Source organism: Cryobacterium sp. TMT2-10, assembly GCF_004403075.1.
GTDB lineage: Bacteria > Actinomycetota > Actinomycetes > Actinomycetales > Microbacteriaceae > Cryobacterium > Cryobacterium shii.
The window spans coordinates 37,077-61,888 of record NZ_SOGW01000109.1 but is presented as its reverse complement, the minus strand read 5'-3'; the positions used below and the strand labels follow the sequence as shown (position 1 = coordinate 61,888).

At 67.3% G+C, this 24,812-nt stretch carries 27 protein-coding genes; 5 read left to right on the top strand and 22 right to left on the bottom strand.

Annotated features, from left to right (window positions below; genetic code table 11):
* Window positions 1-35 precede the first annotated feature (35 nt).
* From E3T37_RS13660 to E3T37_RS13630, 7 genes are all read right to left on the bottom strand, one after another.
* Window positions 36-371: a DUF202 domain-containing protein gene (locus tag E3T37_RS13660; protein WP_160141121.1), complete on the bottom strand. Its 336-nt coding sequence runs from the start codon at window positions 369-371 to the stop codon at window positions 36-38.
* On the bottom strand, window positions 368-721 hold the full coding sequence (locus E3T37_RS13655; protein WP_134367696.1) for a YidH family protein: 354 nt from the start codon (window positions 719-721) through the stop codon (window positions 368-370). The genes E3T37_RS13660 and E3T37_RS13655 overlap by 4 nt, the downstream gene beginning before the upstream one ends.
* A gap of 309 nt (window positions 722-1,030) precedes the next feature.
* Window positions 1,031-3,007 carry an ABC transporter ATP-binding protein gene (locus E3T37_RS13650; RefSeq protein WP_134367694.1) on the bottom strand — a complete coding sequence of 659 codons (1,977 nt, stop codon included), beginning with the start codon at window positions 3,005-3,007 and terminating at the stop codon, window positions 1,031-1,033.
* Window positions 3,004-4,737, bottom strand: a complete 1,734-nt coding sequence (locus E3T37_RS13645) for an ABC transporter ATP-binding protein (RefSeq protein ID WP_134367692.1) — start codon at window positions 4,735-4,737, stop codon at window positions 3,004-3,006. Before E3T37_RS13645 ends, E3T37_RS13650 begins: the two co-directional genes overlap by 4 nt.
* A gap of 8 nt (window positions 4,738-4,745) precedes the next feature.
* Complete coding sequence (locus E3T37_RS13640; protein ID WP_134367690.1) at window positions 4,746-5,336, bottom strand: TetR/AcrR family transcriptional regulator; 591 nt, start codon at window positions 5,334-5,336, stop codon at window positions 4,746-4,748.
* A gap of 9 nt (window positions 5,337-5,345) precedes the next feature.
* Window positions 5,346-6,509 carry an acyltransferase gene (locus E3T37_RS13635; RefSeq protein WP_241980990.1) on the bottom strand — a complete coding sequence of 388 codons (1,164 nt, stop codon included), beginning with the start codon at window positions 6,507-6,509 and terminating at the stop codon, window positions 5,346-5,348.
* Between the two features lie 189 nt (window positions 6,510-6,698).
* Window positions 6,699-7,661, bottom strand: coding sequence for an aldo/keto reductase (locus E3T37_RS13630; RefSeq protein ID WP_134367687.1), 963 nt, complete (start codon window positions 7,659-7,661; stop codon window positions 6,699-6,701).
* A gap of 58 nt (window positions 7,662-7,719) precedes the next feature.
* Here E3T37_RS13630 and E3T37_RS13625 point away from each other — a divergent pair, with 58 nt between their 5' ends.
* The 3 genes from E3T37_RS13625 to E3T37_RS13615 all read left to right on the top strand — a co-directional run bounded on the left by E3T37_RS13625 (window position 7,720) and on the right by E3T37_RS13615 (window position 10,095).
* Window positions 7,720-8,886: a N(5)-(carboxyethyl)ornithine synthase gene (locus E3T37_RS13625; RefSeq protein ID WP_134367685.1), complete on the top strand. Its 1,167-nt coding sequence runs from the start codon at window positions 7,720-7,722 to the stop codon at window positions 8,884-8,886.
* A gap of 124 nt (window positions 8,887-9,010) precedes the next feature.
* Window positions 9,011-9,511, top strand: coding sequence for a methylated-DNA--[protein]-cysteine S-methyltransferase (locus tag E3T37_RS13620; protein WP_134367683.1), 501 nt, complete (start codon window positions 9,011-9,013; stop codon window positions 9,509-9,511).
* A complete protein-coding gene (locus tag E3T37_RS13615) occupies window positions 9,508-10,095 on the top strand; it encodes a DNA-3-methyladenine glycosylase I (RefSeq protein WP_134367681.1) in 588 nt (195 codons plus the stop codon). The genes E3T37_RS13620 and E3T37_RS13615 overlap by 4 nt, the downstream gene beginning before the upstream one ends.
* A 52-nt stretch (window positions 10,096-10,147) precedes the next feature.
* Here E3T37_RS13615 and E3T37_RS13610 read toward each other — a convergent pair whose 3' ends face one another.
* The 14 genes from E3T37_RS13610 to prmC all read right to left on the bottom strand — a co-directional run bounded on the left by E3T37_RS13610 (window position 10,148) and on the right by prmC (window position 22,472).
* Complete coding sequence (locus tag E3T37_RS13610) at window positions 10,148-11,119, bottom strand: malate dehydrogenase (RefSeq protein WP_241980991.1); 972 nt, start codon at window positions 11,117-11,119, stop codon at window positions 10,148-10,150.
* 57 nt (window positions 11,120-11,176) lie between these two features.
* On the bottom strand, window positions 11,177-11,947 hold the full coding sequence (locus tag E3T37_RS13605) for a YaaA family protein (RefSeq protein ID WP_134367677.1): 771 nt from the start codon (window positions 11,945-11,947) through the stop codon (window positions 11,177-11,179).
* A gap of 5 nt (window positions 11,948-11,952) precedes the next feature.
* Window positions 11,953-12,219, bottom strand: a complete 267-nt coding sequence (locus E3T37_RS13600) for a F0F1 ATP synthase subunit epsilon (RefSeq protein WP_134367675.1) — start codon at window positions 12,217-12,219, stop codon at window positions 11,953-11,955.
* A 2-nt stretch (window positions 12,220-12,221) separates the two neighbouring features.
* Window positions 12,222-13,685 (bottom strand): F0F1 ATP synthase subunit beta, encoded by a 1,464-nt coding sequence (gene atpD / locus E3T37_RS13595; protein ID WP_134367673.1) that lies wholly within the window; start codon window positions 13,683-13,685, stop codon window positions 12,222-12,224.
* Window positions 13,686-13,704: 19 nt separating this feature from the next.
* Window positions 13,705-14,607, bottom strand: a complete 903-nt coding sequence (locus E3T37_RS13590; protein ID WP_134367671.1) for a F0F1 ATP synthase subunit gamma — start codon at window positions 14,605-14,607, stop codon at window positions 13,705-13,707.
* 124 nt (window positions 14,608-14,731) lie between these two features.
* Window positions 14,732-16,369 (bottom strand): F0F1 ATP synthase subunit alpha, encoded by a 1,638-nt coding sequence (gene atpA, locus E3T37_RS13585; RefSeq protein ID WP_134367763.1) that lies wholly within the window; start codon window positions 16,367-16,369, stop codon window positions 14,732-14,734.
* Window positions 16,370-16,456: 87 nt separating this feature from the next.
* Window positions 16,457-17,251, bottom strand: coding sequence for a F0F1 ATP synthase subunit delta (locus tag E3T37_RS13580; RefSeq protein ID WP_134367669.1), 795 nt, complete (start codon window positions 17,249-17,251; stop codon window positions 16,457-16,459).
* A complete protein-coding gene (locus E3T37_RS13575) occupies window positions 17,251-17,799 on the bottom strand; it encodes a F0F1 ATP synthase subunit B (protein ID WP_134367667.1) in 549 nt (182 codons plus the stop codon). Before E3T37_RS13575 ends, E3T37_RS13580 begins: the two co-directional genes overlap by 1 nt.
* A 29-nt stretch (window positions 17,800-17,828) precedes the next feature.
* On the bottom strand, window positions 17,829-18,062 hold the full coding sequence (atpE, locus tag E3T37_RS13570; protein ID WP_134367665.1) for an ATP synthase F0 subunit C: 234 nt from the start codon (window positions 18,060-18,062) through the stop codon (window positions 17,829-17,831).
* A gap of 50 nt (window positions 18,063-18,112) precedes the next feature.
* Window positions 18,113-18,901 (bottom strand): F0F1 ATP synthase subunit A, encoded by a 789-nt coding sequence (gene atpB, locus E3T37_RS13565; RefSeq protein WP_134367663.1) that lies wholly within the window; start codon window positions 18,899-18,901, stop codon window positions 18,113-18,115.
* Between the two features lie 173 nt (window positions 18,902-19,074).
* Window positions 19,075-19,548: a hypothetical protein gene (locus E3T37_RS13560; RefSeq protein ID WP_134367661.1), complete on the bottom strand. Its 474-nt coding sequence runs from the start codon at window positions 19,546-19,548 to the stop codon at window positions 19,075-19,077.
* Window positions 19,545-20,768: an MraY family glycosyltransferase gene (locus E3T37_RS13555; RefSeq protein WP_134367659.1), complete on the bottom strand. Its 1,224-nt coding sequence runs from the start codon at window positions 20,766-20,768 to the stop codon at window positions 19,545-19,547. Before E3T37_RS13555 ends, E3T37_RS13560 begins: the two co-directional genes overlap by 4 nt.
* Before the next feature lie 3 nt (window positions 20,769-20,771).
* On the bottom strand, window positions 20,772-21,572 hold the full coding sequence (locus E3T37_RS13550) for an L-threonylcarbamoyladenylate synthase (protein WP_134367657.1): 801 nt from the start codon (window positions 21,570-21,572) through the stop codon (window positions 20,772-20,774).
* Between the two features lie 57 nt (window positions 21,573-21,629).
* Entirely contained in the window at window positions 21,630-22,472 is an 843-nt protein-coding gene (gene prmC / locus E3T37_RS13545) for a peptide chain release factor N(5)-glutamine methyltransferase (protein WP_134367761.1), read from the bottom strand.
* 134 nt (window positions 22,473-22,606) lie between these two features.
* Here prmC and cysK point away from each other — a divergent pair, with 134 nt between their 5' ends.
* Both cysK and epsC read left to right on the top strand, forming a co-directional pair.
* On the top strand, window positions 22,607-23,545 hold the full coding sequence (cysK, locus tag E3T37_RS13540) for a cysteine synthase A (RefSeq protein ID WP_134367655.1): 939 nt from the start codon (window positions 22,607-22,609) through the stop codon (window positions 23,543-23,545).
* Between the two features lie 27 nt (window positions 23,546-23,572).
* Window positions 23,573-24,151: a serine O-acetyltransferase EpsC gene (epsC, locus tag E3T37_RS13535; protein ID WP_134367653.1), complete on the top strand. Its 579-nt coding sequence runs from the start codon at window positions 23,573-23,575 to the stop codon at window positions 24,149-24,151.
* Window positions 24,152-24,159: 8 nt separating this feature from the next.
* Here the strand turns inward: epsC and pdxH are convergent, their stop codons facing one another.
* On the bottom strand, window positions 24,160-24,801 hold the full coding sequence (gene pdxH, locus E3T37_RS13530) for a pyridoxamine 5'-phosphate oxidase (protein ID WP_134367651.1): 642 nt from the start codon (window positions 24,799-24,801) through the stop codon (window positions 24,160-24,162).
* Window positions 24,802-24,812: the final 11 nt, after the last annotated feature.

Sequence of the window (24,812 nt, the reverse complement as noted above, 5' to 3'; positions counted from 1 at the left end):
TTTCGGGGCTGGGTTGGATCAAGACTGAAGCGGTGTCACGGGCCGGCTGCGAGATAGAGCACGGCGAGGAGTCCCAGCATGACCGTCGAGCCGGCCAGGGCGGGCAACGGCCACGCACCGCTGGGCGGCAGGGACGCGGACCGCGTGAGCGCGGCGTGGGCGCGGCGATAGCGCACACTCACGCCGAGGTAGGCCGCGATCGCCAGGGCCAGCCCGACCAGGCCGGTGGCCACGGCGACGGCTCCCCGGTCCGGTGCGGTCAGGCGCACTCCGACGGCGACGAAGGCGGTGAGCGAAAGCACCGTGCGCTGCCAGGCGAGCAGGGTTCGCTCGGGCTGCAGCCCCGGGTCGAAGGGCCGCTCCGAGGTCACAGGAACATTCCGGCCGCGATCAGCAGGCCGGCCACCACCACTCCGGCCGCAAGGATGCCGGACAGTGCCGGCGCTGGCAGCGGCCGGTTCTGGCGCATCGACCGTTCGATGCGCATCCAGCTGATCCACGCGTGCGCCGGGGCGATGAGCCCGAGGGCGACGAAGAGGCCCGACGCCGAGAGACGGAAGTCGGCGCGGATGGGCAGCGGCAGCGCCTCCAGCGCCACCCCGGCGGCGATCAGGGCGAGCGCGGTGCGGATCCAGGCGAGGAAGGTGCGCTCGTTCGCCAGGCTGAACCGGGGGTCAGGCTCCTGACCGTGCCGGTAGACCGAGCTGGGAAACCGTGTCACGACGTGTCCTCTCGAAAATGCACCGCGGTGCGGACTGACCCCGTCTCGGCGCGCACCGGTGCCCGTTCCGTTCCGTTCCGTTCCGGACCGCGACACCACAGTACCCGCCGGACGGTCCGGCTGGTCCGCCGCCGCCGCCGGCCACCCGTCGCCGGCCGCCCGTCTGTGGCCCAGGCGGTGTCCGCGGTAGCCCCGCGCCCCTGTCGAATTCGACGGAGATTTTGCCCGAAACGGCCTCAAACCCGCCGGAACGGCCGATTTGCAGCAAAATCTCCGTCGAATTGGTTCGGGGCCGACCGGAGACGGGGGCTAGGCCTCGTCGGTCACCGCCGCGGCGAACTGCGCGTTGTAGAGGGCGTGGTAGGCGCCGCCGGCGGCGAGGAGCTCATCGTGCGTGCCCAGTTCGACGATCCGGCCGGCCTCCATCACCAGGATCAGGTCGGCGTCCCGAATCGTGGAGAGGCGGTGCGCGATCACGAAGCTGGTGCGGTCGGCGCGCAGGGCGCTCATCGCCTTCTGCACGAGCACCTCGGTGCGGGTGTCGACGGAGCTGGTCGCCTCGTCGAGGATCAGCACGCTCGGCTTCGCGAGGAAGGCGCGGGCGATGGTGAGCAGCTGCTTCTCGCCGGCGCTGACGTTGCCGCCCTCGTCGTCGAGGACCGTGTCGTAACCGTCCGGCAGCGTGTGCACGAACCGGTCCACGTAGGTGGCGCGCGCCGCCGCGAGGATCTCCTCCTCCGAGGCATCCGGTCGGCCGTAGGCGATGTTGTCGCGGATGGTGCCGCCGAAAAGCCAGGTGTCCTGCAGCACCATGCCCATCCGGCCTCGCAGGTCGTCCCGGGTCATCCCGCTGACGTCCACACCGTCGAGCGTGATCCGGCCGGCGTCGAGCTCGTAGAAGCGCATCATCAGGTTGACCAGAGTGGTCTTTCCGGCCCCGGTCGGACCCACGATGGCGACGGTCTGGCCGGGCTCGGCCACCAGGCTGAGGTTCTCGATCAGCGGTTTGTCGGGGGTGTAGCGGAAGGAGACGTCCTCGAAGGTCAACCGTCCGTGCACGACCTCGGGGCTCGTCGCCGGCTCCGGGTCCGGGCTCTGCTCCTCCGCGTCGAGGAGGGCGAACACCCGCTCGGCGGAGGCGACCCCGGACTGCAGGAGGTTCGCCATCGATCCGAGCTGGGCGAGCGGCTGGGTGAACTGCCGGGAGTACTGGATGAACGCCTGCACGTCGCCGAGCTGCATCGCGCCGGACGCCACCTGGAGGCCGCCGGCGACGGCGATGGCCACGTAGACCAGGTTGCCGATGAACGTCATCGCGGGCATGATCAGGCCGCTGACGAACTGGGCGCCGAAGCTGGCCTGGTACAGTTCGTCGTTCTTGGCCCGGAAACGTTCTTCGACCTCCTTCTGACGACCGAACACCTTGACCAGGGCGTGCCCGGTGAAGGTCTCCTCGATCTGACCGTTCAGTTCGCCGGTGTGCGTCCACTGGTCGACGAAGAGTTTCTGCGAGCGCTTCGCGATCAGCACGGTGGTGACCAGCGTCAACGGCACGGTGACCAGGGCGATCACGGCCAGCAGGGGCGAGAGCAGGAACATCATCACGATCACGCCGACGACCGTGAGCAGTGAGGTGACCGCCTGGCTCAGCGACTGCTGCAGGCTCTGCGAGACGTTGTCCACGTCATTGGTGACCCGGCTGAGCAGTTCGCCGCGCTGCACGGTGTCGTAGTACCGCAGCGGCAGCCGGTTGATCTTCGCCTCGATCTCGCTGCGCAGGCGGAACACCGTGCGCTGCACGACCCCGTTCAGCACGTACGCCTGTACGTAGCTGAAGACGGAGGACAGCACGTACAGCACCATCGCCCAGAGCAGCACGGTGGACAGCATCGCGAAGTCGATCCCCAGGCCCGGAGTCAGGGTCATCCCGCTGAGCAGGTCGGCTTTGCCCGTTTCACCGGATGCGCGCAGCTGGTTGATCACGTCAGCCTGGCTCACACCGGCGGGCAGGCCCTTGGAGACGACGCCGGCGAAGATGAGGTTCGTGCCCTCGCCGAGCAGCCTCGGGCCGATCACCGAGAAGGTGACACTTGCGATCGCGAGGAACAGCACCAGCATGAGCCACAGCCGTTCGGGGCGCAACTTGCCCAGCAGCCGCCTGGCCGACGGGCCGAAGTTCATCGCCTTCTCGGCTGGAACGTTCATCCCGCCGAACGGGCCGCCGCCGTGTCCCGGGCCGCGCATGGGCGGACGGGGCGGGGTCTTCGCCGCGGTTGATTCGCTCATGCTGCTTCCTCCGCGGTGAGCTGCGATGACACGATTTCCTGGTAGGTCTGGTTCGATTCGAGCAGTTGCTCGTGGGTTCCGCGGCCGACGATGCGGCCGCCCTCCAGCACGAGGATCTGGTCCGCGTCGATGATCGTCGACACCCGCTGGGCGACGATCACCATCGTGGCGCCGTCGGCGCCCGTGCGCAGCGCCGCCCGCAGGCGCGCATCCGTCGCCAGGTCGAGCGAGGAGAACGAGTCGTCGAAGATGTACAGTTCCGGCCGTTTGACCAGGGCCCGCGCGATTGCGAGGCGCTGCCGCTGGCCGCCGGACACGTTCGTTCCGCCCTGTGAGATCGGGGCGTCGAGGCCGTCCTCCATCTCCTGCACGAAGTCTTTCGCCTGCGCGATCGTCAGCGCCCGCCAGAGTTCCTCCTCCGTCGCATCCGGTTTGCCGTAGAGCAGGTTGCTGCGCACGGTGCCGGAGAACAGGTACGGTTTCTGCGGCACGAGGCCGATGTGCCCCCACAGCAGGTCCGGTTTGAGTTCGCGCACGTCCACGCCGTCCACGAGTACCTTGCCGCTGGTGGCGTCGAAGAGCCGGGGCAGCAGATTCACCAGGGTGGTCTTGCCCGAGCCCGTGCTGCCGATGATGGCCGTCGTCTCCCCGGAGTGCACGAGGAAACTCACGTTGCGCAGCACCGGCTGCTCGGCGCCCGGGTAGGCGAAACCGACGTCCAGCAGCTCGAGTTCGCCCTGCCCGACGGTCTCATTGACCGGGTGCGCTGGCGGTCGCACGCTCGACGGGGTGTCGAGCACCTCGCCGATCCGGTCCGCGGAGACGGTCGCTCGGGGGATCATCACGGCCATGAACGTGGCCATCATCACGGCCATCAGGATCTGCATCAGGTAGCTGAGGAATGCGATCAGGGTGCCCACCTGCATGGATCCGTCCTGGATCCGGAACGCGCCGAACCAGATCACTGCGACACTCGAGACGTTGAGCACGAGCATGACGACGGGGAACATCAGGGCCATCAGTCGGCCGGCGCGGAGGGCAGTGTCCGTGACGTCTTCGTTGGCCCGGCCGAAGCGTGCCGACTCGACGTCCTCGCGAACGAAGGCCCGGATCACCCGGATGCCCGTGAGCTGCTCCCGCAGCACCCGGTTGACGGTGTCGATCCTGGTCTGCATCAGCCGGAACAGCGGAACCATCCGCACGATGATCAGCCCGACCCCGATCAGGAGCACGGGCACGCTGACGGCGATCAGCCAGGACAGCTGGACGTCCTGCCGGATGGCCATGATCACGCCGCCGATCGAGAGGATCGGCGCGGACACCATCAGGGTGGAGGTCATCAGGACGAGCATCTGAACCTGTTGCACGTCATTGGTCGACCGGGTTATCAGCGAGGGCGCTCCGAACCGGGTGACCTCCTGCTCGGAGAATTCACCGACCCGGGTGAAGACGGCACCGCGCAGGTCACGCCCCAGCGCCATGGCCGCCTTGGCCCCGAAGTAGACCGCCGTGATTGCCGCGAGGATCTGCAGGAGCGTGATCGCCAGCATCAGGCCGCCGGTCTGCAGGATGTACCCGGTGTCGCCCTTGGCCACGCCCTCGTCGATGATGTCGGCATTGAGGGTGGGCAGATAGAGCGACGCGATCGACTGAACGAGCTGGAAGAACACGACGGCCGCCAGCAGCCGCCAGTAGGGCCGCAGGTACTTCACAAGCAATTTCCACAACATCGGTTCTCCTAGGGGGTGGCGATCGGCCGGGCGGGTGCACCGGCAATGCCGTAGAGGATGAGGGCGGTCAGCTCGTCGTCGTCGAAGGCGGCACCGGACCGGATCTGGGGCACGGATGCCGCGAGCGCGACCATCCGGATGATCTGCGCCGCCCGGATCGGCGGCACGCTCAGGCGCGCGAAGTCCGGGGCGAGCAGGTGGGCGAGCATCTCGGTGAACTCGTGCGCGGCCTCATGGGTGTGGGGCCTGCCCATCGATCCGGCCATGTTCAGGATCGTGAAGACCCGGGCGAAGCGCGCACGGAGGAGCCCCACGATGGCGCCCACCCGTTCCTCGAGCGGGAGGGCGAGGTCCACCGCGGCCAGCTGCACCCGGAGCGGCTCCGGATCGAGTTGCCGGGCCACGACGGCCCGGATCAGTTCGTCCTTGCTGTCGAAAGCCCGGAAGATGGTGCCCTCGGCGATGCCGGCGCACTCGGCGATCTGCCGGGTCGTGACGCCCTGGCCGTGTTCGATCAGCAGCGGGGTGACGGCGTCGATGATCATCGACTGCCGGTCCTCGACCGACAGCGACCTGGCTCGGGCCGGCTTCCGCGTCATCCGTTCAGACTAACTGAGTGAGCGCTCACTCACAAGGAGGGATGTGGCGCCCGCCGGGCTTCCGGTGTCCTTCTCGTGGAACACGGCTGCCCGCCAGCGATGCGCCACGGTCATCACCGGGCGCTCGATCAGGCGGTAGCTCAGGTAGCCCACCGTGAGCACGGCCGCGAGGGTGACGACCCACCAGCCGGCGACCATGATCGGGTTGGCGGCGAACGAGCCGGCGATGGTCAGCCAGACGCGACCCGTCACAGCGAGGACGAGCACGTGGCAGAGGTAGACGGAGTAAAACATGTCGCCGAGAACCGTGAGCCGGGACAGGGCGCCGATTCCGCGACGGTGCTCGAGGGCCGTTGCCGCCAGGAGCAGCAGGGCGAACCCGACGCCGAGGGTGAGTGGGCGGTCGAGGCCGGGACCCGCGTAGAGGTCCGCAGGAGTGGTGGCGCCGAAGGAGAGCAGCACGACGATGCCGGTGACGGCCAGCACGGCGGCGACGACCCGGTTGACGTGCCGGAACAGCAGCGCGGCGACCCCGCCGAGGATGAACTCGATGGCCATGGCGTTGGTCGGGAGTTCGAGGTACGGGTTCGCCGAGATGGGGCCGGCCCAGTTCACGATCACCAGCAGGGCGAACCAGACCGCGAGGGCGGGCACCAGCATCCGCTCCGGCAGGAACAGGACCACCGCGAACACGACGTAGAACCACACCTCGATCGTCAGCGTCCAAGCCACGAGGAGCAGCGGCAGGATCTCGGTCGGCAGCAGCAGGAAGGACGAGAGAATGTCGATCTGACCGCCCTGGGACGAGTTGATGAACGCGGGGGCCAGGAACAGCACGGGCAGCACGGGCAGCAGCGCCAGGCTGTAGACCCAGTAGGTGGGGTAGATGCGGAAGAACCGGTTCCACACGAATTTGCCTACCTGGCGGGGCGTTCCGTGCTTGCCGCGGGTGGTCAGGACCATGACGAAACCGCTGATCACGAAGAAGAGGTCGACGCCGGACAGCCCTCGGCCGAGGAATTCCGGCAGGATGTTCGTGCCCGAGAAGTACTTCACCTCGGTCGACTGCGGATGGTAGGCCACCACGGCGAGCGCCGCGAACCCTCGGGCCAGTTGCACGGTGTTGAGCTGGGCGGCGGGGCGCTTCACGCGCGGCCGCCGGGTGGTCTGCATCGTCACGGGTGGAGCCTCACTGTCGGCACGAGGGTGAGCGTGCGCTCGAACACTCAAGCGACGATAGCCACCTGCCGGAGGATGATTCGCCCCGGGCGACCGGCTACTCCCGCCGAGCATCCCGTAAGCCTAACCCGTGCGGAAGCCGGCCCCCCTGGGCCCATCCGCGGCGGCCGGCCCCGCGTGAACTCACGCGAACAGGTCGGAGATCCAGGCGACGTCCTCGGGCGTCGGCTGCCACTCGTTCGCTTCGAGGGTGTTCTGCACGACCTGCTCCGGCCGCGTGGCGCCGGCGATGACGCTGGTGAGCCCCGGCTGGGCCAGGAGCCAGGCGAACGTGGCCGCGAGCATGGTCACGCCGTGTTCGTCGCAGAACGCCTCGTACTTCTCGATCACGTCCCAGGGGGCCGTCTCGGCCAGATGGGGTCTGAACATCATGATCCGACTGTCGGCCGGGCCCCCGGCACGCGAGAACTTGCCCGTGAACAGGCCGTTGTAGAGCGGGAAGAACGGCAGGAACCCCAGGCCGTAGGCGTTGACGGCCGGCAGCACCTCCTCCTCCGCGTCGCGCACGAGCAGGCTGTACTCGTTCTGCGCGGAGATGAACCGCGGATGCCCGTGCAGCCGAGCCGTGAACTCGGCCTCCGCGATCTGCCAGCCGGCCAGGTTGGAGTGGCCGATGTAGCGCACCTTGCCCTCCCGGATCAGGTCGTCCAGCGTCTGCAGCGTCTCCTCGATCGGCGTGTTCGGGTCGGGCGTGTGCAGCTGGTACAGGTCGATCCAGTCGGTCTGCAGCCGCCGGAGCGAGGCCTCGACGGCCAGGCGGATGTACCGGCGCGAGCCGCGCGCATCCCAGTCCGGCCCGTTCCGGCCGTTCATGTCCATGCCGAACTTGGACGCCAGCACGATCCGGTCCCGCTTGCCCTGCAGAGCGTGGCCCATCAGGGTTTCGCTGAGGCCCCGTTCCGCGCCGTAGATGTCCGCCGTGTCGAACAGGGTGATCCCGGCGTCGACCGCCGTATCGATGACGGCGGAGGTGCCCGCCTGGCTTTGGGTGGCCGTGCCCGCACGACCGAAATTGTTGCAGCCGAGGCCGATCGTGGAGACCATCAGTCCCGAATCGCCCAGCCTGCGGTAGTCGATCTGCGCCATGCCCCCACATTAGGCTCACAGCGCTGTGCTAAACAGGTCGTGACCCGAAAGGCATCAGATGAACCGGCTCTCCATTGGCGTCATGTCCCGTTCCGGCAAGGTGGACGAACGTCGCCTTCCGCTGCATCCGCTTCACCTCGACCAGATTGATGCCGACGTGCGCGGCCGCATCTATCTGGAGCAGGGCTACGGGGAACAGTTCGGCATGCCCGACGAACGGCTCGCGCCGCTGGTGGGCGGCCTGCTCCCCCGCGAGCAGCTGATCGCGGAGTGTGACGTCATCCTGCTGGCCAAGCCGCTGCTCGCGGATATCGGCCAGCTGCGGGAGGGGCAGATCCTCTGGGGCTGGCCGCACTGCGTGCAGGACCCGGCCCTCACCCAGCTCGCCATCGACAAGAAACTCACCCTGATCGCCTTCGAGGCGATGAACGAGTGGACCGCGGACGGCGACTTCAAACGGCACATCCTGCAGAAGAACAACGAGCTCGCCGGTTACGCCTCGGTGGTGCACGCCCTGTCGCTCGTTGGCTCGACCGGCGTGTACGGCCGCCCGCTGCGCGCGGCCGTGATCGGATCCGGGTCCACCGCCCGCGGAGCCGTGACGGCCCTGGGGGCCCACGGAGTCACCGACGTCAGCCTGGTCACCCCGCGCGCCATCGCGCCGGGGTCGGTGTTCGACGCCGCCCGGATCGTGCCGCTCGTGCGCGAGGATGGCGCCGGCGACTCCGGTGGTGTCGCCGCCGGTTCGGTCGACTCCGTTCTGGTCGAGGGCAAACGGATGCCGCTGCCCGACTTCCTGGCCGGCCACGACGTGATCGTGAACTGCGTGCTGCAGGACCCCAACCAGCCGCTCACCTTCCTGCGGGATGCGGACCTCGCGCTGCTCGCCCCGGGAACCCTCGTCGTCGACGTGTCGTGCGATGCCGGCATGGGGTTCGCCTGGGCCCGGCCGACCACGTTCGCCAACCCGGTCTTCACCGTCGGCGACAACGTCACGTACTACGCGGTCGACCACAGTCCCTCCTATCTGTGGGACTCCGCCACCTGGGAGATCAGTGCGGCACTCCTCCCCTACCTCGAGGACGTGCTGAGGGGCGAGAACGCCTGGGGTGCCGACGAGACCCTGCGCCGGGCGATCGAGATCAGGAACGGGGTCATCCAGAATCCCAGCATCCTGGCCTTCCAGAACCGCTCCGCCGACTACCCGCACCTACCGCTGGCCTGAGCCGGGGGCCTGGTCCGGTCGGGTGGCCATGGCCGAAGCCTCCTCCCCAGTGGGCGACGGTGCCAGTTCCCCTCAGGTCCGAAAGCCGCCAGAGTCCCGCTGCGGCGCCGACTACAGTCGAGTCATGATCAGCATCGAAACGTCTTTGATCCGGCTGCCCAGCCCCATTGGGCGGCTGGAACTGACCAGCGACGGTGAGAGCATCCTGTCGCTCTCGATCGAGCGCGACGGGCATCTGCCCCTGGAGGCGTCGGCAGAGGCCCCCTCCCCCCTGCTCGCCCAGGCCGCCCGGGAGCTGACGGAGTACTTCGCCGGAACCCGCACCAGCTTCGACGTGCCCGTCCGGCCGCGGCAGGGCACTGCGTTCCAGAAGGATGTCTGGGCGCGCCTGGCCGCACTGGGCTTCGGCGACGTCACCTCGTACGGAGAAGTGGCGAGGTCGCTGGAAAAGCCGGGCTCAGGTCGGGCCGTCGGCGGCGCCATCGGTGCGAATCCCGTGCCCATCCTGGTCGGTTGTCACCGGGTGTTGGCCGCTGACGGGCGCATCACCGGGTACAGCGGAGGCAGCGGCATCCCCACCAAGGTCTGGCTGCTCGATCACGAAGGCATCGAGCACCGGTCGTGACCGACGCGACCGGTTCGCTCCGGGTGGGCGCGGACGGGCTCGCCCGCTGCGGCTGGGTGGGCGACGACGCCGAATACCGGCGATACCACGATGAAGAGTGGGGACGTCCGCTTCGGGACGACCGGGCGCTGTTCGAGAAGCTGTGCCTCGAGGGCTTCCAGGCGGGCTTGTCGTGGATCACGATCCTGCGGCGACGCCCCGCCTTCCGGGCCGCGTTTCACGGCTTCGAGGTGGACCGGGTCGCCGTCATGGACGAATCAGACGTCGCCCGTCTCGTGGCCGATCCCAGCATCATCCGCCACCGCGGGAAGATCGAGGCGACCATCGGCAACGCCCGGGTCACCCGGGACCTCGGTCACAGCCTGGCCGCGCTGATCTGGAGCTTCGCACCGCCAGGCCGCAGCTCCCGGCTGGTAACGCTCAGCGAGATCCCGGCCATCACCCCGGAATCGACGGCGCTCAGCCGCGAGCTGCGCGCCCGCGGTTACCGGTTCGTCGGCCCCACCACGATGTACGCGCTGATGCAGTCCGCGGGCCTCGTCGACGATCACGTGCAGGGCTGCCACCGCGCCTCCGCCGACTAGAGGACCGGCTGGAGGCGCCGACCAGAGGATCGGCTGGAGGTCCGACCGGAGGTCAGGGCAGCAGGCCGAGAGACAGAACCGCGGCGCGCTCTTCAAGCAGCTCGGCGACCGAGTTGTCGATCCGGGCGCGCGAGAAGGCGTCGATCGAGAGGTTCGGCACGATCTCGTATCGCCCGTCCACGCCGCGCACCGGGAATGAACAGACCAGACCCTCCGGCACGCCGTAGGAGCCGTCCGACACGACGCCCGCGGAGGTCCATCGGTCGCCGGTCCCGTTGACCCAGTCGTAGACGTGGTCGATGGCCGCACTGGCCGCGGACGCCGCGGACGACGCGCCGCGTGCCTGGATGATCTCGTAACCGCGGTTGGCGACCCGGGGAATGAACTCCCCGGTCAGCCACGCCTCGTCCACGAGGCCGGACACCGGGCGCCCGCCCGCGGTCGCGTGGGAGACATCCGGGTACTGGCTGGCGGAGTGGTTCCCCCACACGGTGAGTCCGTCGATCTCGGGAACGGGCACGCCCAGCCGGGCGGCCAACTGGCCGAGCCCGCGGTTGTGGTCCAGCCGGGTCATGGCCGTGAAGCGTTCCGCCGGAATGTCCGGAGCGAAAGCGCTGGCAACGAGGGCATTGGTGTTCACGGGGTTGCCCACGACCAGGACGCGCACATCGGATGCCGCGCCCTCGTTGAGCGCGAGCCCCTGCGGCCCGAAGATGCGACCGTTGCTCTCGAGCAGAGCCACCCGCTCCATGCCGACGGCCCGGGGCCGGGAACCGACCAGCAGCGCGATGCTGACCCCGTCGAAGGCGCGGACCGGGTCTTCCGTGACGGTGACCGACCGCAGCAGCGGGAACGCGCAGTCCTGCAGCTCGAGGGCTGTGCCCTCCGCGGCGGCGCGTCCCCCGGGGATCTCGAGCAGGGTGAGGTTGATCGGTGTGGTCGGGCCGAGCAGGGCGCCTGACGCAATCCGAAAGACCAGGGTGTAGCCGATTTGGCCGCCGGCGCCGGTGACGGTGACGTTCATAGGTGGTGTGGGCACGGTCACAGCCTAGGGCCGGAATGCCCGTCGGTGGGGCCGCTTTCAGACCGTGGCGGCGGCAATCGACTGGTCGACGACCAGGTCGAGTTCCCCGACCGATCCGGGGCGCAGAACAAAGCCCGCCCCGGCCGCCCACCCGAGCAACGCGTCGAGCGTCGTGAAGGACTCGCCGTGCTGCACGAGGGCCCGGGTGAAGCGGCCCTTCGCCTGCTTGTTGAAGTGGTTCAGGGCGCGCGTGCGGCCGTCCGCAGTCTCGGCGAGGACGCGGAGATAGACGGAGCCGGGACGCACCGGCGCGGGCCCGAGCGCGACATAGCCCGCGGAGCGGAAGTCGAGCAGGAGCCCCTCAGACTCGGCCAGCACACGCGCGATTGACTCCGCCCAGTGCTTCTTCAGGGCGATCTCGGGCAGCTTCGAGCTGCACGAGAGGCGGTAGGCCGGAATGAGGTCCAGCGCGCCGACCGGCCCGAACAGTGCGGAGTGCACCAGCACGTGGTGCCGGGCCCAGTCGCGGTCGGCCGGCGACAGGGTGCCGGCGTCGAGGGCGTCGTAAAGCACCCCGGTGTAGCGGTCCAGCACCGGCATGGTCGGTGACGATGACAGCGCCAGATTCCGTCCGACCTCGGCGGACTGGGTGCGGCCCAGCTTCAAGGCCGCCATCATCTCATCCGGATGCCGGGCGAGCGAGCGGAGCGAACGCACAAGTACCCGCCGCTTGGATGCAAGCGACGGGTACTGGAGGGACTGCAGGTCAAGCGGTACTTCGATGCCACCGAGACGTTTTGTCTCGGACGGCGGCAGCAGGATCAGCAAGCGAACTAAACGAGCTCTGCCTTGCGTGCGACGATCGTGACCACGTTGTTGGCGACCGACAGGAAGCCGTCCGCCGCCTCGGCGACGACTTTCTCACCGCCGCTCAGGGTCACCCGAACCTCGCCACTGGCAAGGATCGCCAGCATGGGCTCGTGCCCGGGAAGGATACCGATCTGGCCCTCCACGGTGCGGGCGACCACCATGCTGGCCTCGCCGGACCAGACCTCGTGGTCGGCCGCGACGACACTGACCGTGAGCGGGGTCCCGGCCATGACTAGTCGTTCTCTTTCTGGATCTTCGCCCACTTCTCTTCGACGTCGGCGATGCCACCGACGTTGAAGAAGGCCTGTTCGGCCACGTGGTCGAAGTCGCCGTTGGCGATGGCGGTGAAGGACTCGATGGTGTCCTTGAGCGGCACCGTGGAGCCCTCGACACCCGTGAACTTCTTGGCCATGTAGGTGTTCTGCGACAGGAACTGCTGGATGCGGCGCGCGCGGGAGACGGTGACCTTGTCTTCCTCGGAGAGTTCGTCAACACCCAGGATCGCGATGATCTCCTGGAGTTCCTTGTTCTTCTGCAGGATCGCCTTGACGCGCACGGCCGTGGTGTAGTGGTCGGCGCCCAGGTAGCGGGGGTCGAGGATGCGGCTGGTCGAGGTGAGCGGGTCGACGGCCGGGTAGAGCCCCTTCGACGCGATTTCGCGCGACAGCTCGGTGGTGGCGTCGAGGTGGGCGAAGGTCGTCGCCGGCGCCGGGTCGGTGTAGTCGTCGGCAGGAACGTAGATGGCCTGCAGCGACGTGATCGAGTGGCCACGGGTCGACGTGATGCGCTCCTGGAGGATGCCCATCTCGTCTGCCAGGGTCGGCTGGTAACCTACGGCGCTCGGCATGCGGCCCAGAAGGGTCGACACCTCGGAACCGGCCTGGGTGAAGCGGAAGATGTTGTCAATGAAGAGCAACACGTCCTGCTTGGCCACGTCACGGAAGTACTCCGCCATGGTCAGGGCCGACAGGGCGACGCGCAGACGCGTTCCCGGCGGCTCGTCCATCTGGCCGAATACGAGGGCGGTCTTGTCGAAGACGCCAGCCTCTTCCATCTCGTGGATCAGGTCGTTGCCCTCACGGGTGCGCTCCCCGACACCGGCGAACACGGACACTCCACCGTGGTCCTGCGCGACGCGCTGGATCATTTCCTGGATCAGGACGGTCTTGCCGACGCCGGCTCCACCGAAGAGTCCGATCTTGCCACCGAGAACGTACGGCGTGAGAAGGTCGATGACCTTGATGCCGGTCTCGAACAGCTGGGTCTTGGACTCCAGCTGGTCGAAGGGCGGCGGCTTGCGGTGGATGGGCCAGCGCTCGGTGATTTCGATCTTTTCGCCGGGCTCCGCATTGAGCACCTCGCCAATGGCGTTGAAGACGCGGCCCTTGGTGACGTCGCCGACCGGGACAGTGATGGGGGAACCGGTGTCCCGGACCTCCTGGCCACGGACCAGACCATCGGTCGGGTTGAGCGCGATCGCGCGGATGAGGTCGTCGCCGAGGTGCTGGGCGACCTCGAGCGTGATGACGGTGGTCACATCATCGATGACGATGGTCGTCTTCAGTGCGTTGTACATGCCCGGGATCGAGTCGTGCGGGAACTCGATGTCGACGACCGGGCCCGTGACGCGGGCGATCCGGCCAACGGCGACGGAATCCACCGGTGCGTGGACTGGCGCGGATATGGTGTCAGTCATTGCTCTCTCTTCTCTGGTTTTAGTTCTTGGCGGATGAGAGCGCGTCGGCTCCACCCACGATCTCGGAAATCTGCGAGGTGATCTCGGTCTGCCGGGCGTTGTTGGACAGCCGGGTGAAGTCCTTGATCAACTTGTCCGCGTTGTCGGAGGCCGACTGCATGGCCTTCTGACGCGCGGCGTGCTCGGCTGCAGCGGACTGCAGCATGGAGTTGAAGATGCGGCTCTCGATGTAGACGGGCAGGAGCGAGTCCAGCACCGTTTCAACGTCCGGCTCGAACTCGTAGAGCGGGAGAACCTGGTTTTCACCGGGTTCCTCGACGCCCTCGACGACCTCGAGCGGAAGGAGCCGAACAACCTGGGGAACCTGGGTGACCATGCTCACGAAACGGTTGAACACCACGTGGATCTCGTCCACGCCGCCGTCGTCCGCTTCCCGGAGGAAGGCCTCGAGGAGCGCGTCGCTGATCTCGCGCGCCGTCTCGTAGTCGGGCTGGTCGGTCGAACCTGTCCAGACCTGTTCCGACGGGCGACGACGGAAGCTGAAGTACGCGACCGCCTTGCGTCCGACGAGGAAGTAGACGATGTCCTTGCCCTGGCCACGGAGCAGTTCGCTCAGCGACTCGGCTTCACGCAGCACCTGGGAGCTGAACGCCCCGGCGAGGCCACGGTCGGACGCGAAGATGACGACCGCTGCGCGTTCGATCTTCTCCGGCTCGGTCGTGAGCACGTGAGCGACATTCGAGTACGTCGCGACGGCGGAGACCGCCTGCGTGATCGCGCGGGCGAACGGTGTCGACGCCGCGACGCGGGCCTTGGCCTTCTGAATGCGCGAGGCAGAGATCAACTCCATGGCCCGAGTGATCTTCTTAGTCGTCTGGGCAGACTTGATCTTCTGCCGGTAGACCCGAAGTTGCGCTCCCATGTGTCTCCTGTGCTTCCTTGTCAGTGGGTGGGGTGGTGCGGTGGCCGTGCGAGCCTGGCCGCGCTCCCCCTGGTCCGAACGAGTTTTGTTCGTTCAGACCCGGTGGGGAACGCGACCGGGGCGCTTAGCGTCGGTGCTTGACGATCTTTTCCTGATTCACGTCTTCGACGGCGATGGCCGTGAATTCTTCCTTGCCGACCGAGGCGAGTGGCTTGCCCTCGCCGGTCTGGAAGCCCTGCTTGAACTTGTCGACCTCGAGTTCGAGCGTCGCGACGGTGGCGTCATCGAGGATGTTCGTCTCGCGCAGCGTCTTGAGGACCTCGGTGGTGCGACCCAGGTGGTCGAGCAGCCCGCGCTCGAAACGCAGAACGTCCTCGACCGGAACCTCGTCGAACTTGCCGTTCGTGCCGGCCCAGATCGAGACGACCTGATCTTCGACCGGGTACGGCGAGTACTGGGGCTGCTTGAGCAGTTCGGTCAGACGGGCGCCACGGGCCAGCTGGCGACGGCTGGTCGCGTCGAGGTCGGACGCGAACATCGCGAAGGCCTCGAGCGAGCGGTACTGGGCCAGTTCGAGCTTGAGAGTTCCGGAGACCTTCTTGATCGACTTGACCTGAGCGTCACCGCCGACTCGCGAGACCGAGATGCCCACGTCGACTGCGGGACGCTGGTTGGCGTTGAACAGGTCGGACTGCAGGAAGATCTGGCCGTCGGTGATCGAGATCACGTTGGTCGGGATGTACGCGGAGACGTCGTTGGCCTTGGTCTCGATGATCGGAAGACCGGTCATCGATCCGGCGCCGAGTTCGTCGGAGAGCTTCGCGCAACGCTCGAGCAGACGGGAGTGCAGGTAGAACACGTCGCCCGGGTATGCCTCGCGCCCCGGCGGGCGACGCAGCAGCAGCGAGACCGCACGGTAGGCCTCGGCCTGCTTGGACAGGTCGTCGAAGATGATGAGGACGTGCTTGCCGGCGTACATCCAGTGCTGGCCGATGGCCGAACCGGTGTACGGGGCGAGGTACTTGAAGCCGGCGGGGTCGGAGGCCGGGGACGCGACGATGGTCGTGTACTCCATCACGCCGGCGTCCTCGAGCGCGCCCTTGACGGCGGCGATCGTGGAACCCTTCTGGCCGATGGCGACGTAGATGCAACGAACTTGCTTGTTGACGTCGCCCGAAGCCCAGTTGGCCTTCTGGTTGATGATCGTGTCGATCGCGATGGCCGTTTTGCCGGTCTGGCGGTCACCGATGATCAGCTGACGCTGTCCGCGCCCGATCGGGATCATGGCGTCGATCGCCTTGATGCCGGTCTGCATCGGCTCGTGAACCGACTTGCGGTGCATGACGCCGGGAGCCTGGAGTTCGAGGGCACGACGGCCCTCGGTCTTGATCTCGCCGAGGCCGTCGATGGGAGCACCGAGCGGATCGACGACACGGCCGAGGTAGCCGTCGCCGACGGGTACGGAGAGAACCTCACCAGTGCGGTGCACCTCCATGCCCTCGACGATGCCGGTGAACTCGCCGAGCACGACGACGCCAATCTCGTCTTCGTCGAGGTTCTGGGCCAGGCCCAGGGTGCCGTCAGCGAATTTGATGAGCTCGTTCGCCATCACGCTGGGAAGGCCTTCGACGTGTGCGATCCCGTCGCCGGCCGTGGTGACGTAGCCAACCTCGGTCGTTGCGGTCTTGTTCGGCTCGTAGGACTTGACGAAGTCCTGGAGAGCGTCGCGGATCTCATCGGGGCTGATCGTTAGTTCTGCCATCATCTTCCCTTTTCTGTACCGGATGTACAGGTTCTGTCGTGCACGGGACGCTGCCGTCCCGAGGTGTGTGTGTTACTGGCTGAACGCTCAGCCAGCGAGCTTGCTTCGGAGGTCTTTCAGGCGGGTGGCGATGCTGCCATCGATGACGTCGTCACCGATTTGAACATGGACTCCCCCGACCAGAGCCGGGTTGACGACCTGGTTGAGCGTGAGCCGACGACCGTAACGAGCGGTGAGGCTCGTGCGGAGGCGCTCCACCTGTTCGGGCGCGAGCGTTGCGGCGGACGTGATCGTGGCGATCGAGGCCCCTGACTGGTCGGCGACGACGGATGCCGCGTAGCGCAGCAACTCGCCGATGCGGCGGCCGCGAGGCTGCTGCACGAGGTGCCGCACGATCGACAGCGTCTGTTCGGTGACCTTGCCGCCCAGCAGGGAGTTGACGAGGCCGACTTTGGCGCTCGCCTTTCCCAACTTGCTGGCCAGAGCGAGTTCGAGCTCCGCGTTGGACGAGACGGCGCTGCCGAAGGCGAACAGCTCGGCCTCGACGATCCCGTCGTCGGTCGAGGATGCGATCGAACGCAACCCGAGGTCCTCGACCCCGGCCAGCAGGTCGCTGTGACTCGACCAGCGAGTCGCAGCGACGGACTGGAGAAGCTCCAGTGCCGTGGGGGTCAGGGCCGAGGCGAACACGGCGCGAACGAGCGCCGCCTTCGCCGCGGCATCCGCTGCCGGGTCGACCAGAGCGGACAGGAGCTGCGAGGAGTCACCGATCACGCGACCGGCGTTCAACAGGCTCTCGCCCGTCGCCAGATCGGCCGTGCTGCCCTGGGCAGCCAGTGCCGCCCGCGACGAGGCCAAAGCTTCTCTGGTGGCGCTTCCCATTACTTAGCTGCTTTCTCCGAGGCCTCAAGGTCGGCCAGGAAACGGTCGACGATGGCGGTGGCCTTCGCGTCGTCGGTCAGGCTTTCGCCGATGACACCGGATGCGAGGTCGATGGCCAGGGTGCCCACTTCGGAACGAAGGGACACGACTGCCGCCTGACGTTCTGCTTCAATCTGAGCCTTGGCGCTGGTGGTCACGCGAGCGGCTTCGGCCAGGGCCTGTTCCTTGTGCTCGTTGATGATCTTCTGGCCGTCGATGCGAGCGTGCTCGCGAATCTGGCCGGCCTCGGCGCGAGCGTCAGCAAGCTGGGCCGTGTACTGCTCGAGAGCAGCTTCGGCCTTGCGCTGGGCATCGTCCGCTTTCGCGATGTTGCCCTCGATGGCCTCTGCGCGGTCGTCGAGAAGCTTCTGCATCCTCGGAAGCACGAGCTTCCAGAAGAAGAACAGAATGACCACGAAAATGAGCGAGGACCAGACTATGTCGTAGACCGCGGGGAGAAGCGGATTTTCCGCCTTCTCAGCAGCAGCTGCAATCACTGCGTTAAACATCGTGCCTCCTGACTAGAGAGAAAAGAGGACTAAACGAAGATGAAGTAGGTGGCGATACCGATGAAGGCGAGCGCCTCGGTGAAGGCGATGCCGATGTACATCAGGACCTGGAGCTGGCCGGCCAGTTCGGGCTGACGAGCAACACCCTCGATGGTCTTGCCGACGACAATGCCCACGCCGATTGCCGGGCCGATTGCGGCGAGGCCGTAACCGACAGTCGCGATGTTTCCGTTGATTGCCGCGAGAACGGTTGTTGCGTCCAACGTATGGTTCCTTCCGTAGTGACGAATACAGCGAATGCCGGATTCGAGGTTTAGTGCTCCTCAGCCAGCGCGAGCTGGATGTAGACAGCGGTGAGCAGGGCAAAAATGTAGGCCTGGAGCAGCGCGATCAGCACTTCGAAGAGTGTGAACGCGAAGCCGAACACCAGGGTGCCCGCACCGAACAACTTGAACCCGCCGGTGGCGGTGAAGAAGAAGAACTGCGTCGCACTGAAGAACAGCACCAGGAGCAGGTGGCCGACGATCATGTTCATCAGCAGCCGAAGGGTCAGAGTGACCGGGCGGATGAGGAACGTCGAGATGAACTCGATCGGCGTCACGATGATGTAGAGGAACGGCGGAACTCCGGGTGGGAACAGGGCGTTCCGGAAGAAGTTCGCCGGGTTCTTCTTGACGCCGGCGTAGATGAAGGCGCTGTAAGCCACCAGCGCCAGCACCAGCGGAACTCCGATGACGGAGCTTCCGGCGATGTTGAGGAACGGGATCGGGCCGGTGATGTTGAGGAACAGGACCATGAAGAAAATGGTCGTGATCAACGGCAGGAAACGCTTGCCGTCCTTCTTGCCGAGGATGTCTTCGGCGATGTTGACCCGGGCGAAGTCCAGGCCCATCTCGACGACGCTCTGCATGCGGGTCGGAATGACCTTCATGCGGCGCGTGCCGATCCAGAAAATTAGCAGCAGCGCGGCGACTGCCAGGAAGCGGATGAGCATGATGCGATTTATTTCGAATGGCGTCCCGGCGAAGAAGATCGCTTCGGGGAAGAATTCACCAATCGTCGGACCGTGGAAGCCACCCTCATCGGTGGCAAACGGAATCATCAGGTTTACGGCGGTTTCTAGCAGCGCTTTCTCCTGTTTCGGGGCAAGAAGCTCTGCTCTCGCGATGACGAATGTGTGGCCGGATTGTTCTGCAAGAAGGCAGAAACAACACGGGACGAATCGGTCATTACCCTAGCAAGAAAAGGCCGGGAGACCGAATCGAGAGCCCGCGCTCAGTCGTCGTGTGCCGCCGTCGGCAGGGTGATGTCGCTGGCGTACGTCATTCGGCTCTTCATCAGCACGAAAACATCGACCAGGAGCGAACCGACGACTCCGGCGATGATGCTGAGGAACAGCACGACCGGCTGGATCCAGGGCTGGTCTTTGAGCAGCACCATCAGCACCAGGAAGACGACGAACTTGACCAGCCAGCCTCCCATCACGATTCCGAAGAACGCGCCGATGGCCGCGGCGGTGCCGGCGAAACGATTGGCGACCAGGATGCTGCCGGCCGTGATCCCCATGAAGACCACCGACAGCAGGGTTCCGATCAGGGCGCTCACGACGCCCTCGGCCCCCGCGGCCAGACCGCCGACCACGGCCCCGACGACGGCGATGCCGGCGGCGAGGACGCTGCCGTAGACGAGGATGCGGCGGAACACTGGAATCGAAGTGGGCTGGGCCGGACGGGGTGCCATGGTGCTCATACGTTCTCCTCGGCCGTCGTCGCCGCCTCATCGAGAGGGTCGAATCGGGCGGTCTCGACTGGTTGGGTGGCCGGGCTCGCAAGCTGACTGGCGGCCTCCACGGCCTTGCGCCGGCTGAGCGGAGCCAGCGTGACAAGGGTGCAGACCAGCAGTGCGAAGATCAGGAAGATCGTGGCGTACCAGGTGGGCAGGCCGAAGTACACGGGCAGTACGAAGTAGAGCAGGCAGCCGACGGATGCGGCCGCCGTCCAGCCGTAGAAGATGAGCACGGCATGCAGGTGGGAATGCCCCATGTCGAGGAGCCGGTGGTGGAGGTGTTTGCGGTCGGCACTGAAGGGCGATTTCCCGGCCCGAACCCGCCGGAACACGGCCAGGCCGAAGTCGAGCAGCGGGATGATCAGGATCGCGACCGGCAGGATGATCGGGATGAAGGCGGGGAACAGCTGGGACCGGTTGACTGCGGTGGGGTCGACCTGACCGGTGATCGCGATCGCGGAGGTGGCCATCAGCAGGCCCACCAGCAGCGCGCCGGCGTCGCCCATGAATAGTTTCGCCGGACGCCAGTTGAGCGGCAGGAACCCGACGCAGGCCCCCACCAGGATAGCGGCGATCAGGGAGGCCAGGTTGAAGTAGTTGCTCGGAGACGTGTCCCGCACGAGCAGGTAGCTGTAGACGAAGAACACGCCGTTCGCGATCAGGGCGACCCCCGCGACCAGGCCGTCGAGCCCGTCGATGAAGTTGATCATGTTCATCACGATCACAATCACGATCACGGTGATCAGGATGGACATCCAGGACGACCCGACGGTCAGCCCGCCGATCGGCAGCGACAGGACCTGCACGCCCTGCCAGGCGACGAGCCCGGCCGCGATGAACTGGCCGGCCAGCTTGGTCATCCAGTCGAGGTCCCAGAGGTCATCGGCCACGCCGAGCAGGACGATCAGCAGGGCGGCTCCGAGGATGGCGAGGATCTGCTGCGGGTCGCTGAAAATGAGCCGGAGCGGGGCGAATGCGGCGGCGATCAGGTAGGACACCCCGAAGGCGCCGACGATGCCGAGGAAGATGGCGATGCCGCCGAGGCGGGGCGTGGGCCGGGTGTGCACATCGCGTTCGCGGATCTTCGGGTACAGCTTGTAGCGGTGGCTCAGTTTGAGCACGAGGATCGAGAACCCGAAGGTGATCAAGGCCGAGACGAGGGCCAGCAGAACGAAGACGGTCATCGATTAGCCCGCGTCTGCGGCCGGGTCGGGTGCGGTGTCGCCGGCGGGCGCCGTGGACGCTTCGGCGGCGGGCTCGGCGGCGGGCTCCGAAGCAGCGGCGGGGGGCGCGAACCCGACCGGGGCAAGGGCGTCCCCGATCACGGCTTCGATCGCCGCCCGCGAGATCACGCCGTTGCGCACGATGACCACCTTGCCTCCGTTGGAGCCGTAGCCGGTGGCATCCACGATTGTCGACGAGGTGTCTCCGGCGCGGTCGCCGATCGGCTCGTAGTCGAGGCCCGCGACTCCCCCGTCAAGATAGACGGCGACATTGATGCCGAGCATGTCTTCGGCGCCGATCGCGTCGATGGCGGCGGGAAGGCCGCTCATGTTGGCGGATGACACGGCCAGGGGTCCCGTCTCGGCCAGGAGGTCGAGGGCGACCCGGTTGCTCGGCATCCGCAGTGCAACCGTGCCGCGAGTCTCGCCCAGGTCCCAGACCAGAGACGGCTGGGCGGTGAGCACGACGGTCAGGCCGCCGGGCCAGAACGCGGCGACGAGCTCACGTACGGGCGGAGGGACGTCCTGCGCGAGGGCGTCGAGGGTGGGGATGCCGGGGATGAGCACGGGCGGCGGCGAGGTGCGGTCCCGCCCTTTGGCGTCGAGGAGCCGTTGCACGGCCTCCGGGCTGAAGGCGTCGGCGGCGAGCCCGTAGACGGTGTCGGTGGGGATGACGACGAGCGCACCACGGCCGATGGCCGATCGTGCGAGTCTCATGCCGGCTGCGTATTCCGAGTCAACCGAGCAGTCATAGATGCGTGTCATTTCGACCGATTCTAGTGCAGCCACCTCCCGGGAGGCTGGCAGCCCGCCTCGTCGACCTCAGGGTCGCAGGGCGGTGGTCGCGCGGTCGCGGGTGGTGTAGTCGCGGTGGGTGGCGGGGGCACGCCAGCCGTCGGCGGCCAGGAGGGCCCGGATTTCGGCGCCCTGCAACTCGCCGTGCTCGATCACCAGCACCCCGCCCGGGCGCAGCAGGCGCAGGGCCGTGCGGGACACGTGTCGCACGACGTCGAGGCCGTCCCGGCCGCCGAACAGCGCGCGGGCCGGGTCGAAGAGGCGCACCTCCGGGTCGCGCGGGATGGCGTCCGCGGGGATGTACGGCGGGTTCGAGATGACCACGGCGACGGTTCCGTCGAGTTCGGCCAGCGCGTCGGTCAGGTCGCCGAACACGAGGGTGGCGTTGTCGGCACCGACCTCGGTGAAGTTGCGGGTGGTCCACGGGAACGCATCCGGAGAGTTCTCCACCGCCCAGACGCGGGCGTGGGGCACCTCGACCGCCATGGCCAGCGCGATCGCGCCGCTGCCGGTGCCCAGGTCCACGCCGATCGGTTCCGGGTCGGGCAGGGAACGGAGGGCGTCGATGGCGAATTGCGCCACCTGTTCGGTCTCGGGCCGAGGCACGAACACTCCGGGTCCCACGTTCAGTTCGAGGGAGCGGAACGGGGCACGGCCGGTGATGTGCTGCAACGGCTCGCGCAGAGAGCGGCGGTGAACGAGTTCCAGGATGGCCGCGGCATCCGTCTCGCTGAGGCTGGTGCGCAGGATGCCGGCGGCCTGCACCTGCCCCCGGCTCTGGGAGAGGACGTGGCCGATCAGTAGATCGGCGTCCACCTCGGCGTCGGAAATCCCGGCCGCGGAGAGTGAACGGATGGCCAGGTCGCGCATTTCGTCGACGGCGGCGGGAATGGAATGGTCGCTTGGCGGAGTTGTCACTCTTTGGAATGTAATGCACTCGCTCGCCCAATGCCGTGGCCCTAGGCTGGGCGAGGTCCTGAAAACCGATCGAAAGGCGCTCACCGATGCCCGCAAAGATTCACTCCGATATCACCGCTGCCGTCGGCGGGACCCCTCTGGTCAGACTGAACCGGCTCACCGCCGGCCTGGACGCGACCGTGCTGGTGAAGCTGGAGTTCTACAACCCCTCGGGCAGTGTGAAGGACCGGATCGGCATCGCGATCGTCGACGCCGCCGAGGCGTCGGGCGAACTGGCCCCGGGCGGCACCATCGTCGAGGGTACCAGCGGCAACACCGGCATCGCCCTGGCCATGGTGGGGGCGGCCCGCGGTTACCGGGTGATCCTGGCGATGCCGGAGACCATGAGCAAGGAGCGCCGCGTGCTGCTTCGTGCCTACGGCGCGGAAATCGTGCTCACGCCCGGTGGAGAAGGCATGCGCGGCGCCGTCACGAAGGCGGAAGAGATCGCCGCCGGCACGCCGGGGGCGATCCTCGCCCGTCAGTTCGACAACCCCGCCAACCCGGCCATCCACCGCGCGACCACGGGCGTGGAGATTTGGGACGACACCGAAGGCGCCGTGGACATCCTGGTGGCGGGCATCGGCACCGGCGGCACCATCACGGGCACCGGTCAGCTGCTCAAGGAGCGCAAACCCTCCGTTCGGGTCGTCGGGGTCGAACCGATCGACTCCCCCATCCTCACCGGCGGCAAGCCGGGGCCGCACAAGATCCAGGGCATCGGTGCCAACTTCGTGCCGAAGGTCCTCGACACCACCGTGTACGACGAGGTGACCGACGTCACCCTGGCCGACTCGCTGGCCACGGCGCGTGCCCTCGCGACCGACGAAGGCATCCTCTCCGGCATCTCCGGCGGGTCCGCGGTCTGGGCGGCCCTCGAGCAGGCCAAGCGGCCCGAGAACTCTGGCAAGACCATCGTGGCAATCCTGCCGAGCTTCGGCGAGCGGTATATCTCGACCGTTCTCTACGAAGACCTGCTGGACTAGGCGAGAAGAGGGCGGCGGAAGCAGCCGATGGGAGTCTTGTCGAGCATCCGGGAAGACGTGCTGATGGCGCGCGCCCACGACCCCGCGGCCCGCAGCAACATCGAGGTGTTCCTCGCGTACAGCGGCCTGCACGCGGTCTGGTCCTATCGGGTCGCGCACCGGCTCTGGACGGCCGGGCTGTGGCTGCCGGCCCGGCTGCTGTCCCAGTTCACCCGGTTCCTGACCGGGATCGAAATCCACCCGGGCGCCCGGATCGGGCGACGGCTGTTCATCGACCACGGCATGGGAGTGGTGATCGGTGAAACGTCGGAGATCGGCGACGACGTCATGCTTTACCACGGCGTCACGCTCGGTGGAAAATCCCGTCACGGGGTGGCCCGTGGCGAGAAGCGGCATCCGACCCTGCACGACGGCGTGACGGTCGGCGCCGGGGCCAAGATCCTCGGCCCGATCACGCTCGGCGCCTGGAGCACCGTCGGCGCCAACGCTGTGGTGACGCGGGATGCCCCGGCGAAGTCCGTGCTCCTCGGAATTCCGGCGACCGTGCAGCCGGCCAGGCCCGACACGATCGAGAGCGCGAGGGGACTGCCGCTCACCGACGACTGACGCTGCCGCTAGGGCTGCAGCCGCTCCAGGGTCCAGCCGCCCGCGGCGGCGGCCGTGAAGCGCAGGCGGTCGTGCAGCCGCGACGTTCGCCCCTGCCAGAACTCGATCGCGTGCGGCGTCACCCGGTAGCCGCCCCAGTCGTCCGGCCGGGGAATGTCCGTGTCGCCCGGGTAGCGCGCTTCCACCCGGCGCACCTGTTCCTCGAGCAGGGCACGGCTCGCGATCGGCTGCGACTGGTCGCTGGCCACAGCGGCAATGCGGGCGGCCCGCGGTCGGCGCGCGAAGTAGGCGTCGCTAGTGGCGGCATCCGTGGGGTGGGCCGTGCCGTAGACGATCACCTGGCGCTGCATCGCGAACCAGGGGAACAACAGCGAGACGCCCGGATTGGCGGCCAGCGCCCGGCCCTTGTGGGAACCGTAGTTGCTGACGAATTCGAATCCGCTCCCGTCGAGGCCCTTGAGCAGCACCGTGCGACTGCTCGGCCGGCCGTCCGGGTCGACGGTGCCGACCACCATGGCGTTCGGCTCGTAGAGCCCCGCCTGCTCGGCGGCCGCCAGCCACGCGGCGAACTCGATCATCGGGTCGGGGTCGACCCCGGACTTGTTCAGGCCCACCGCGCCGTAGTCGGTGTGACTCGTCAGGGATTCCATCGGCATCCTCG